Raw genomic sequence first — 10,844 nt, 5'->3', positions numbered from 1 at the left:
TCGAGAAGATGTGCATCAGCTACGGAAGATTTAAAGCGGGCGGCCGAGCAGGACCGCGAGGACGTGGCCCGCCGGCGTGCGGTGCTGCACTGGTGCCGCCGTCACGGCGAGCGTCGCGGCGATGCGGTGCAGGTGCGGACGTACCGGAACAAGCCGCGCTGGTACGTGCGGCTGGGCGTGTCGATGCGTGAGGATCGACAGCGAAGCGACTGGCCGAGGTCGTTCGATGAGTGGTCCATGCTGCCACTTCCGACACGACTCAAAGCGTGGAAGCGGCTCGGGGCGGTCGTCGACTGGGGCAACTTGCGGCTTCGCATGCAGCACGGTTCGGTCGGCCGAGCATTGGCCCAGTTCCTCGAGGAACTGGGCCGCCGCGGCCTGCCGGTGTCGATGGGATCAGTCTACCGGTGGGACCGGCTCTATCGCCTCTACCCCTGGCCCTTCCAGCTGTTCTTACTGGTCGACCTCCGCCGTAAGCCGTCGGAGACGGACGTCTGAGGACGTCGACAACGGCCCGTCGATGATCGTTCGAAGCGACGTCGACGAGCCATCGAAGGTCGGTTCATTCGCCACGTCAGCGGCACCGGTGGTGAGACCGCGCGAGGTCTCGCGGACAAGTAGCTCGCAAAACTACAGCAAGTCCCCAAGACTTCCCGGCGGTTCACATGTTTCATTGTTTACGAAACACACAACACCAACGGTCAAAACGCGTTACTGTCGAACAAGAGGCAGGCAGCCGACGTCGGGCTGCAGAGACGCCACATGTACACCAAGCCCTTCGCGACAGCTTCCCGTCCTACCTCGCTCGGCCGCAGCATGCCGAGATCGCGGGAGCGTTTTGCCGACGCGATTGCGGAGCTCATCGGGCCGGCACTGGATCGCGTGGAGCGTATCTTTGACAACGAGTTGCGCAGCGATCTCCCGTCGGTCGACGCCCTCGTTCGCCACGTCGGGCGATTCCGCGGGAAGATGCTTCGGCCGACCCTGTTGCTGCTCACAGGCCGGGCTGTTGAACCAAACGGTGAGGTCGACGAGTCGCTCATCGAGCTGGCGGCAGTCGTCGAGATGGTGCACATGAGCACGCTCGTCCACGACGACGTGCTCGACGAAGCCGAGCTTCGCCGCAAGGGCGCGACCATCAACCACCTTCACGGCAACGAGGCGGCCGTCCTTCTGGGCGACTACCTCATCAGCCACAGCTATCACCTTTGCAGCGGCGTCGAAGCCCCGCCGGAACTGTCGGCCAACTGGGCGGCACGCATCATCGGTCGCACGACCAACCAGCTGTGCGAGGGTGAGCTGCTGCAAGTCAGCCATCGCGGCAACCTCGAGCTGTCCGAGGAGACCTACTACGAGATCATACGGCGCAAGACCGGCGCACTCACCGCGGCCAGCTGCCTGCTCGGTGCACGATTCGCCGGTGCCGACGACGAGCTCGGCCGGGCGATGCAGCGATACGGCGAGCTGATCGGCATGGCCTTCCAGGTGCAGGACGACGTGCTCGATCTGCTCGGCGACGTGCGCGAGGTCGGCAAGTCCGTCGGCGTCGATGCGGAAAAGCAAAAGCTCACCCTGCCGCTAATCCACTTCCTGGCCAACGCACCCGAAGAGCACGCGGAGCTGCTTCGCAGTCTGCTCGTCGGCGATCAGCTGGATCGCGCGGAACAGGTTCGCCAACTCGTCCGGCCTTCGGATTCGGTCGAGTTCGCTCGCGACGAGGCACGCCGGCTCACCTGCGAGGCCGCGGCCTGCCTGGAAGGGCTCGACGACAGCCCCGCTCACGATCTCCTGACGGCCGTCTGCGACTTTGTCGTCGCGCGATCGGCCTGAGCAGTAACGCGTCTGGTTTCTTTCCCGAAAATCGTCTCGCCGTACGATGGCGAGCGTGCCCAAAGCCGCTTCTCCTGATCCGCTTGTCGAGATTCCAGCCGTCGTCCAGTCGCTGCGTGACGCGGTGTCTCAGGCACTCGAAACCGTCCCCGGGCGGGTGCGGCGGGCAGCTGATCTGGTGCGTCTGCTGAGCTTGGATACGAAGCTGGCGAGCCAGATCATTCGCCTCGCGCGCAGCCCGCTACCGGCCGCCGCGGTCGCGGCCGACGTGCCCGGGCCGCGATCGTCGGCACGATTCGTCGAGTCGATCCGGCAATACGACGCACCAGCTGCGGATCGTCTGGCGAACCAGTTTGCCGCTTTCGAGTTGCTCATTCCACGTCACGCCCGGAGCCGACGCGCCTTCATCGCCCTGGCGAACGGACTGGCCGATCGGGTCGACGAGGCGGGCGATGCCGGCGAGGCCGAGGACGAACGCCAGCGACGCGAGGCCTTCCGCGCCCACCGGCACCTGCTCGGCCGGGCGTCGTCGCTGCTGCACGCCTGCTACGTCGTCATGCCCAACTCGGACGGCACCGCCGACCTCGCCATCGGCTACCTGGTCGACGATCTGCACCGCCTTCGCCCCGCGCAACCGCTGCACCTGGTCCGCCTGTTCCAGGCACCGTCGGCGAAGGTGCCCGGCAAGGTGAAGCCGGTCGACATTGGCCTTCGCGCCGTTGAGCCGCTCGACAAGAAGCACGTGCTCCGCCCCGTCGGCGAGGAGCCCGCCGTCGCGTCGCTGATCCCGGAGCTGTGCTCCAAACCGATCCCGAAGGTCGTCGCGGAGGTCGACAGCAACGGCGATCACCTGCATCGCCTCGCCGGCAAGCAGGTCGGCGCCGGGTCGGCCATCCGCATCACCGTGGGCCAGGTCATCCGCGGCATGAAGGAGCTGTTCAGCGGCGATCCGCCGACGCTGAACTTCCGCACGACGCTGACGACGCCTTCACAGCGGCTGGTGATGGACGTGATCCTGCCCCGTGAGATGGTGCACGCGGGCAGCCCGACAGTTCGGACGTACCTGCCGATGCTGGGTTTCGGCGACGACTCCCCCGACCAGTTCCGCCAGGCCGAGCTGTTCTCGCTCGGTTCGTCGCTGACGCGTCTGAAGGACGAGATCACGCCCCACGGGGAGGTGCTGGCGAAGCGACTGCTGGCAAGCGGGTCGCAGTCGGTCGCGCAGGAGGACATGTCGGTGTTTCGTGTGACGGTGGAACACCCGCTCCTGGCGGCTCGCTCGGCGATCACGTTTTCGCAGGAGTAGCTCTTGACGTTTCTTTCGCGAAAGATGTGGTAGTTGCAGTTCGGCCGGCGGATGGCGCCCCGCCCTTGGCCGATGGCGTCCGACACCCGTCGAACGCCTGCGGGCCGGGTCACCCGGCATGCACTCTTTTCCCTCACGCGAAAGACTCCCATGTTCCAAGCACTTGAATCTCGACGACTCCTCTTCGGTTTCGGCGACTTCGACTTCAGCACCGTCGATCTCCCGACCACGCCTGACACCGGCGAGGTCGTCATCGACGTCGTCGGCCACCAGCCAGGCGAGTTCGACGCCGGCGACACCGACTACGTGAAAGACTTCACCTTCGATGTTGACTTCGTGTTCGATCCGAACGTCGATCTCGACCTTGATCTGTCAGGCGTCTTCACAGACGGCGTGACCTTCGGCGGCACCGGACCGGGCACTTTTGGCGGAAGCGTCTCGGGCAGCACCGGCGGCAACTCCGCCAGTGGCAGCGGCTCGATCACCCTCGGCGGCCCGGGTTTTGCGTCCGGATCGATCTCGGTCGTGACCGGCCCCGGCTTCTCGAGCGTCGGCGGCTCGCTGACGGCGTTCGTGCCCTGAGTCAAACAGGACACGCCCTTTCCTTCACTGCTCCGCCTGCGCCACTTGGGCAGGCGGGGCTTCTTTGTTGCCCGTCGCCGATCAGCTGGTCGGTGGCGGCTGTTGTTGTTGCTGGGACTGCTGCTGCATCTGTCGCTGGTGGGCGTAGTACTGCTGCCAGGCGGCCTGGTAGGCGGCGTCGGGTGGGAGGGTCTGTTGCTTTGCTCTGTGGCGTAGGGCCATGGCAAGCAGCACGATGGACGCGATTGCTCCGAAGGCCGTGACGAGGCTGACCACGACGGACGATGCCTGCACGGGGGCGCCGTCCATCGGCTGGACGAGTAGCACCATCTCGGAGAGGCCGTTGAGGCCGCAGCAGAGCATGAGGCAACCGGCAAGGACGATCGACGTGATCATCGCCCAGCCCTTGCCCGCCCAGACGAACGCGGCCAGGAGAATGGCAATGCCGACAACGAACAAGCCCATGACGCCGCCGCAGCCGAGGGTGAGCGCTCGAAGCTGCTCGCCGTCGATGCCCTGAGCCTGCATGTCGGCTGCCTGACCGGGCGGCATGCGTTCCATGAGGGTCTCGGCGTCGGTCAGGGCGACGTTGACGAGGAACCCACCCGCCAGAAGCAGCCCCAGCAGCAACACCGACGCGGCCGCTGCTTTGATGATGCCGGGCTTGTCCGGAGCCGCCGCCGCGCCGGTCATCGGCATGCCGTACGGCGAGTAGGGGTCGGTCATGCCCGGATGCTACAGCGACACGCGATTCCAGCGGCGACCACCTGTTAGCAGCAACGCTTAATCGCCAGCGAACCGCACCAGACCCGCCGCGAGAATGGCGGCCGTTTCGATGCGGAGGATCGTCGGGCCGAGCGTCGCGAACGAACAGCCAGCGGCGGCGAAGGCTTCGAGCTCGCGATCGGTCCAGCCGCCTTCGGGGCCGATGTAGTGGATTGCGGGCGTCGCACCGTCGCTGACAGTCGCGTCGCGCTCGGTCGTGTAAACTGCACCCGGGCCGACGTGGGCGAGTGCGTCAGCCAGCGACATCGGCCGGGCAACGTCGAGCGTTTCTGGCGCGTGGCTCTGCGTCGCAGCGGCCGAGGCGAGGCGACGCCAGCGGTCGAGCTTGTTGTGGCCGGGGTTCACGACGGAGCGTTCGGTGACGAGCGGCACCCACCGCGTCACGCCGAGTTCCGCCAGCTTCTCCGCCAGCCAGTCGGCCCGCTGGCCTTTGGGCACAGCGACGCACATCACCAGCGACGGCAGGCGGACGACAGTCGGCGCTTCGAGCAGCTCGGCGATGACGGTTTCGTGGCTGACGATGAGTTTTGCCCTGGCGGATCGACCCGTGCCGTCGAAGACCTCGATCTCGTCGCCGTCACCGAGGCGACGCGAGCGCGTGAGGTGACGGGCGACGTCGGCTTGTAGCATTGTCGCATCGCCGGCCAACTGATCGTCGCCGAGTTCTGCCCGGGCTCGCGGCAAGTGCGTCGCCACGATCGATCAGCGGCGAAGGAACCCGACGGCGAATCCCGCGGTCGACGCGACGGTGCTAGGCAGGAACCGCATCACAAAGTCTTTCACGCCGCCCGCCTGGCCTTTGGTCCACTCGGCGGCGGAGTCGTAGTTCTCGCGGAGGATCGTCGTGTCGACGTCGAGCACGTTGAAGTAGCTCAGCCCCAAGATCGCCGCGACCGCCACCGCCGTCAGCGCGGCCATGGTCTTGAGGAACGATCGGAAGAAGACGCCCACGAGCAGACCCGCGACGAAGCTGAAGCCCAGCCTCGCGCCCCAACCGCCCAGCCGGCCGTGCCACGGCAGCTCGGGCTCGACTTCGGCGGACGAGGCGATCGTCCGGTCGCTCGCACCATCGCCTACGAAGCCGGCAGCGCCGTCCGGCATTGTCTCGGCCTGCAGGTAGGCGGGATCGCTCTCGGGGCTGGGCGTGGTCACCTTGGCGTGCCCCCACATCGCCCCGCCGGCGACGGCGATCATCGTGAACAGCGTCATCAGGCCCTTGCGCCACCGCGACAGGCCCAGCAGATCGTCGATGACTCGGCCGCGCGACTTGGCCGATGGCTGCGGTGCCGTGTCCTCGCTCGGCGTGTCGTCGGGCATCGCGACATCCTATCGAAACTGGGCGCGGACGGGGCCGCTTGCCGATACGATTATCGGACGCTTTCTCGGCGGTCCAAGCTGCTCATGTCCGCTCGCAAAGCCATCCCAAATCTCGTCCCCCTGTCGAACCCCGATATCACCCAGGCCGAGATCGATGCCGTCGTCCAGGTCATGAACTCTGGCACGCTGTCGATCGGCCCAAAAGTCGAGGAGTTCGAGGAAAAGTGCGCCGCCATCGCCGGTCGCAAGTTCGGCATCGCCGTCTCGTCCGGAACGGCCGGCTTGCACTGCTGCATGGTCGCGGCGGGCGTGGACGCCGGCGACGAGGTCGTCTCGACGCCCTTCAGCTTCGTCGCCAGCGCGAACGCCGCCCTCTTCGTTAATGCCAAGCCCGTCTTTGCCGACATCGACCCGCAGTCGCTGAACCTCGACCCACGGCTCGCCGAGAAGGCGATGACCGACAAGACCAAGGCCGTCGTCGGTGTCGAGTGCTTCGGACACCCGGGCGACATGGACGAACTCGAACGCGTCTGCCGACGCAACGAGGTCACGCTCATCGAAGACTGCTGCGAAGGCTTCGGCGGAACGCTCGGCGATCGCCCGATCGGCAGCTTCGGCCGGGCCGGCGTCTTCGGCTTCTACCCGAACAAGCAGATCACCACCGGCGAGGGCGGGATGATCGTCACTGACGACGACCACTTCGCCCGCCTCTGCCGAAGCCTCCGCAACCAGGGCCGCGAGGGCATGGGCTGGCTGGCGCACGAGCGGCTCGGGTACAACTACCGCCTCTCCGAAATCGCCGCCGCCATCGGATGCGTGCAGTGCGAACGGCTCGAAGAAATCCTCGAAGGCCGGCGTGAAGCTGCGGCGATGTACATGGACCGGCTGATGGACTGCCCGCACCTGATCTTGCCGACCCTCGGCGAGCACGAGCAGGCCAGCTGGTTCGTCTTCGTCGTCCGGCTAGGCGACCTCTTCGAAAGCGGCGATCGCGACGACGTCATCCGCCGCCTTCGCCTCCGCGGCATCGGCTGCAACAACTACTTCCCGCCCATCCATCTCCAGCCGTACATGATGAAGCAGTTCGGCTACAAGCCGGGCGACTTCCCCGTCGCCGAACGCATGAGCGAACGCACGCTCGCCCTGCCGTTCTTCAGCTCGATGACCAAGAGCCAGGTCGACCAGGCGTGCGACGTGCTTCTTGAAGTGCTCGACGACGTGCAACTTCAACGCGAGCGGCTCAGGCCGTAAGCTTCTTCACGCAGGCCGCAGGACGTGGCCCGCTTCATCGACTGACAGGAGGTCGCCTCGATGTTCATCCTTCTCCAAGCCAAGAGCCCGCTGCTGCCGGGCATCGAAAGCAACGCCGGCATCGCCGCGATGGCGCTGGGCGTGCTGATGCTCGTCTGGCTCATGGTGCTTCGCCCGGCCAAGGAGAAGCGCAAGAAGCGCCGCGGCGACCCGCTCGCCAAGTCCGCCTCGGCTGCGCGATCGCTCGCGACGGAACGGTCGACCGAACGACAGATGGCTTCGCTGGTGCTGGAGCTCGAGTCGCTGTCGCGTCGCATGGGCGGCGAGATGGACACCAAGGCGGCCAAGCTGGAGCAACTCATCGCCCAGGCCGACGCCGCCGCCGATCGCCTCGAAGCCGCCGCGTCGACGTCGGCACCAGCGCAGGCCAAGGCAATCGTCGACAAGGTCGTCGCGGGCCAATCCGGCCCCGCCGACAGCGGCCTGGCCGCCATCGCCGCCCACCGCGACATCTACGCCCTGGCCGACGCGGGCGAGTCGACGGACGTCATCAGCCGCAAAGTCAATCGCCCCACCGGCGAGGTCGAGCTGATTCTGGCATTGCGTGGCAGTTGAACGCGCTTTCGCCCCGACATCCTCCCGCCGTCATCCCGAGCGAGCGCAGCGAGTCGAGGGACCCCGTCTGGATTCTGATCCGATCCTGGCGAGGTCCCTCGGCTGCGCTCGGGATGACAGGGAAGAGCCTTTCCCGCACTTGACGCCACCGACCACCCGCACCTATTCTCCTACTCACCCGTAGGGAATATCTATGAAGGTCTCGCCACTCATCGCCGCCGCACTCGTCGCACCGCTCGGACTCGCCCTTGTCGGCTGCGACGCCGCCTCCAACGCAGCGACGGTCCCGGACGTGGTGGACATGCAGGAGGAGCGGCTGACGACGTTCATCACGCCCGATCTGCTCGACCAACTCCAGGCCGAGCTCGGCGACGACCTCGTCCTTGTCGACGCCCGCTCGCCGGACGCCTACGCCTCGGGCCACCTGCCGGGCGCGATCAACCTGCCAGGCAAGACTCTTCGGACCGGCAAGGCCAAACCGGGCGAGGGCGACTCGCAGTACCTCTTCCTCGACGATGCCGGCCAGCCCGACATCGCCCGCTACGAACGCCTCCTCGGCGACGCCGGCATCAGCCGCGACAAATCCGTCGTCGTCTACGGCAACCACGCCGGAAAGGGCGACGGCACCATCCCCGCGATGGTCCTCGACTGGCTCGGCCAGGAGCGCGTCTACTTCCTCGACGGTGTTGGCATCGACGTCTGGCTCAACGCAGGCCGCGAGGTCGAGACCGAGCCGACCACCCTGCCAATCGCGGAATACGTCGCCGAAGCTCGGCCGAACTTCGTGTGGAACCTTGCCGACGTCCAGGCCGCCCTCGCCTCGCCCGAGTCGGATCGCCCGGTCTTCTACGACACCCGCAGCCTTGGCGAGTTCGACGGCACCACCCTCCGCAGCAACGCCCGCGGCGGCCACATCCCGGGTGCCATCCACGCCGACTACGCCGAAATGCTCGACGAGAACAAGCAGCTTCGCCCGCTGGCCGAGATCGAATCCATCCTCGAGCGTCACGGCCTGCCCGACGCCAAGGCCGCCGGCCGGCCGATCGTCCTCTACTGCCAGACGGCCACCCGCGTCTCCCTCCCCTACCTCGTCCTTCGCGAACTCGGCTACGACCACGTCGCCATCTACGACGCGAGCTGGCACGAGTACGGGAATCGGGACGACACCGAAATCGACTCACCGCAGACAAACGGAGACACGGAAGGTTGAGAGGGTTCAGGGATCACCCGATCCGAGCATCACGAGCCCCGAGCGTGAGCGAGGGGTCCTGGTGGTCGTCCCGAAACCCGCTCGCTCACGCTCGGGGCTCGCTTTCGTCTCTCCGTGCTGAATCAGTGACGGAAGTGGCGTCGACCGGTGAAGATCATCGTCGCACCGCGTTCGTTGACGAGGTCGATGGTCAGCTGATCGTTGCGTGATCCGCCGGGCTGGACAATCGCGGTGACGCCCGCGTCGAGCAGCGCCTTGGGCCCATCCGGGAAGGGGAAAAATGCATCACTCGCAGCGACCGCGTCTTTGGCGCGGTCGCCTGCTTTCTTCACCGCCTGCTCGGCCGCCGCGACGCGATCGACCTGCCCCCCGCCGATGCCAAAGGTGCCGTGCGTCCCGCCGATGACGACGGCGTTGCTCTTGACGTGCTTGCAGCAGAGCCAGTTGAACTTCATCGCCGCCAACTCGTTATCGGACGGCTGCCGCTCACTGACGACCTTCCACTCCGACTCAACGACGCCGACGAGGTCGCGTTCCTGAGCGATCCTGCCGCCAACAAGATGGTGGACCGTCGAAGGCGAACGATCGCCATGATCACGCAGCATCGGACCGACGGCTAGCAGCCGAGCGTTCTTCCAGCGTGCCTGCAGGAGCTCGACAGCTTTAGCATCGAAAGCTTCCGCGACGACGACCTCGAGGAACTTCTGCCCATCACACATGACCTTTGCCGCCGCCTCATCGACGGTTCGGTTGAACGCAAGGACGCCACCGAATGCGGCGAGCGGATCAGATGAGTAAGCAGCCGAGAAGGCTTGATCTGCCTCGTCACCAAGACCGACGCCGCAGGGGCTCGCGTGCTTGACGATGCAGCAGGCGGCTCGCTCCTTCGCCGACCACTCCTTCACGGTGTCTAAAGCAGCATCGGCATCAAGAAGGTTGATGTAGCCGAGCTCCTTGCCTCCCAGTTGCTCCGCACATAGCACGCTCGCTTCGTACGGGTGGCTCGGCATGAAGTATGCCTTTTGGTGAGGGTTCTCGCCGTAACGCAGCTTGCGAGGATTACGATCCATCTGCCGAGAGAACCTCTCGACCGGCGACTGCTCTGTGAACTCCTCATCGATCTGGCGGTAGAGGTAGTCGTAGATGTTGGCGTCGTAGCGGGTGGTCCGCTCGAAGGCGTCACGGGCCAGCGAGCGACGTGTCGCCGATGTCGTGGCGCCACCCTTCCGCAACTCATCCAGCACGTCTTCGTACTGCTGCGGGTCGACCACGATCGCAACGCGCTCGTGGTTCTTCGCCGCCGCGCGGATCATCGCGGGGCCGCCGATGTCGATGTTTTCGATCGCCTCGGCGTACGTCACGTCGGGCTTGGCGACCGTCTCCTCGAACGGGTAGAGGTTGATGCAGACCAGGTCGATCGGCTCGATGCCATGCTCGGCCATGACGGGCTGGTCCTCGGGCAGCCGGCCGAGCAGGCCGCCGTGGATCTTGGGGTGCAACGTCTTGACCCGCCCTGCCATGATTTCGCGGAAGCCGGTGACGTCGCTGACGTCGGTCACGGGCAGCCCTGCCTCGCGAAGGGTCTTGGCGGTTCCGCCGGTGGAGAGCAGCTCGACGCCGAACTCGTCCGATAACACGCGAGCGAAGTCGACGAGCCCCGTCTTGTCGCTGACGCTCAGGAGGGCTCGTTTGACGGGGATGAGCTGCGGATCCGATTGTGCCACGTGGGAGGGTAGTCGGGGTCACACGCGTCGGGCTCGACGCCCAGACTGCGAGCCACAGACTCGCAGCTACCTCGTTACACGACTCTTGATCCGAACAGGCGCTGTCGAATGCGAGCCCCGAGCGTGAGCGCGCGGGTCTGGCGAGCGTCCAGCCCCGCCCGCTCACGCTCGGGGCTCGTTCTCAGACGCGTACGCTCGAGTCAAAATTCGTGTTGCGCGGCTT

Annotated in this window: 11 protein-coding genes; 7 read left to right on the top strand and 4 right to left on the bottom strand. The window is 66.2% G+C overall.

Going from position 1 to position 10,844, the window contains the following annotated elements; translation table 11 throughout:
• The 4 genes from AAGI46_12320 to AAGI46_12305 form a co-directional block, all read left to right on the top strand.
• The coding region (locus AAGI46_12320; protein MEM1012991.1) for a hypothetical protein at positions 1 to 498 on the top strand (498 nt) is incomplete at its 5' end.
• A gap of 318 nt (positions 499 to 816) precedes the next feature.
• Positions 817 to 1,830: a polyprenyl synthetase family protein gene (locus AAGI46_12315; GenBank protein MEM1012990.1), complete on the top strand. Its 1,014-nt coding sequence runs from the start codon at positions 817 to 819 to the stop codon at positions 1,828 to 1,830.
• A gap of 55 nt (positions 1,831 to 1,885) precedes the next feature.
• Complete coding sequence (locus AAGI46_12310) at positions 1,886 to 3,136, top strand: hypothetical protein (protein MEM1012989.1); 1,251 nt, start codon at positions 1,886 to 1,888, stop codon at positions 3,134 to 3,136.
• 150 nt (positions 3,137 to 3,286) lie between these two features.
• The gene (locus tag AAGI46_12305) at positions 3,287 to 3,718 is read left to right on the top strand and encodes a hypothetical protein (protein ID MEM1012988.1); all 432 of its coding nucleotides are present in this window, start codon (positions 3,287 to 3,289) and stop codon (positions 3,716 to 3,718) included.
• 81 nt (positions 3,719 to 3,799) lie between these two features.
• Here AAGI46_12305 and AAGI46_12300 read toward each other — a convergent pair whose 3' ends face one another.
• The 3 genes from AAGI46_12300 to AAGI46_12290 are packed head-to-tail and all read right to left on the bottom strand — an operon-like array spanning position 3,800 to position 5,821.
• Positions 3,800 to 4,444 carry a hypothetical protein gene (locus AAGI46_12300; GenBank protein ID MEM1012987.1) on the bottom strand — a complete coding sequence of 215 codons (645 nt, stop codon included), beginning with the start codon at positions 4,442 to 4,444 and terminating at the stop codon, positions 3,800 to 3,802.
• Between the two features lie 57 nt (positions 4,445 to 4,501).
• Positions 4,502 to 5,200, bottom strand: coding sequence for an RsmE family RNA methyltransferase (locus AAGI46_12295; GenBank protein MEM1012986.1), 699 nt, complete (start codon positions 5,198 to 5,200; stop codon positions 4,502 to 4,504).
• Positions 5,201 to 5,206: 6 nt separating this feature from the next.
• Positions 5,207 to 5,821, bottom strand: a complete 615-nt coding sequence (locus AAGI46_12290; protein MEM1012985.1) for an FUN14 domain-containing protein — start codon at positions 5,819 to 5,821, stop codon at positions 5,207 to 5,209.
• A gap of 84 nt (positions 5,822 to 5,905) precedes the next feature.
• Between AAGI46_12290 and AAGI46_12285 the strand changes: the two genes are divergently transcribed.
• The 3 genes from AAGI46_12285 to AAGI46_12275 all read left to right on the top strand — a co-directional run bounded on the left by AAGI46_12285 (position 5,906) and on the right by AAGI46_12275 (position 8,897).
• Positions 5,906 to 7,072, top strand: a complete 1,167-nt coding sequence (locus tag AAGI46_12285; GenBank protein MEM1012984.1) for a DegT/DnrJ/EryC1/StrS family aminotransferase — start codon at positions 5,906 to 5,908, stop codon at positions 7,070 to 7,072.
• A 60-nt stretch (positions 7,073 to 7,132) separates the two neighbouring features.
• On the top strand, positions 7,133 to 7,687 hold the full coding sequence (locus tag AAGI46_12280) for a hypothetical protein (GenBank protein MEM1012983.1): 555 nt from the start codon (positions 7,133 to 7,135) through the stop codon (positions 7,685 to 7,687).
• A 193-nt stretch (positions 7,688 to 7,880) separates the two neighbouring features.
• Positions 7,881 to 8,897: a rhodanese-like domain-containing protein gene (locus AAGI46_12275; GenBank protein MEM1012982.1), complete on the top strand. Its 1,017-nt coding sequence runs from the start codon at positions 7,881 to 7,883 to the stop codon at positions 8,895 to 8,897.
• A gap of 122 nt (positions 8,898 to 9,019) precedes the next feature.
• Here the strand turns inward: AAGI46_12275 and purH are convergent, their stop codons facing one another.
• Positions 9,020 to 10,621 carry a bifunctional phosphoribosylaminoimidazolecarboxamide formyltransferase/IMP cyclohydrolase gene (gene purH / locus AAGI46_12270; protein ID MEM1012981.1) on the bottom strand — a complete coding sequence of 534 codons (1,602 nt, stop codon included), beginning with the start codon at positions 10,619 to 10,621 and terminating at the stop codon, positions 9,020 to 9,022.
• Positions 10,622 to 10,844: the final 223 nt, after the last annotated feature.

This window comes from Planctomycetota bacterium (assembly GCA_038746835.1).
Lineage (GTDB): Bacteria > Planctomycetota > Phycisphaerae > Tepidisphaerales > Tepidisphaeraceae > JBCDKH01.
The sequence above is the reverse complement of the archived record's forward strand: the minus strand, read 5'-3'. Positions and strand labels throughout refer to the sequence as shown.

What these genes read in the sequence shown, in the direction of transcription:
- AAGI46_12315 (MEM1012990.1), top strand. Translation starts at nt 817, where the DNA reads ATGCCGAGATCGCGGGAGCGTTTTGCCGACGCGATTGCGGAGCTCATC.
- AAGI46_12305 (MEM1012988.1), top strand. Translation starts at nt 3,287, where the DNA reads ATGTTCCAAGCACTTGAATCTCGACGACTCCTCTTCGGTTTCGGCGAC.
- AAGI46_12300 (MEM1012987.1), bottom strand. Translation starts at nt 4,444, where the DNA reads ATGACCGACCCCTACTCGCCGTACGGCATGCCGATGACCGGCGCGGCG.
- AAGI46_12290 (MEM1012985.1), bottom strand. Translation starts at nt 5,821, where the DNA reads ATGCCCGACGACACGCCGAGCGAGGACACGGCACCGCAGCCATCGGCC.
- AAGI46_12285 (MEM1012984.1), top strand. Translation starts at nt 5,906, where the DNA reads ATGTCCGCTCGCAAAGCCATCCCAAATCTCGTCCCCCTGTCGAACCCC.
- AAGI46_12280 (MEM1012983.1), top strand. Translation starts at nt 7,133, where the DNA reads ATGTTCATCCTTCTCCAAGCCAAGAGCCCGCTGCTGCCGGGCATCGAA.
- AAGI46_12275 (MEM1012982.1), top strand. Translation starts at nt 7,881, where the DNA reads ATGAAGGTCTCGCCACTCATCGCCGCCGCACTCGTCGCACCGCTCGGA.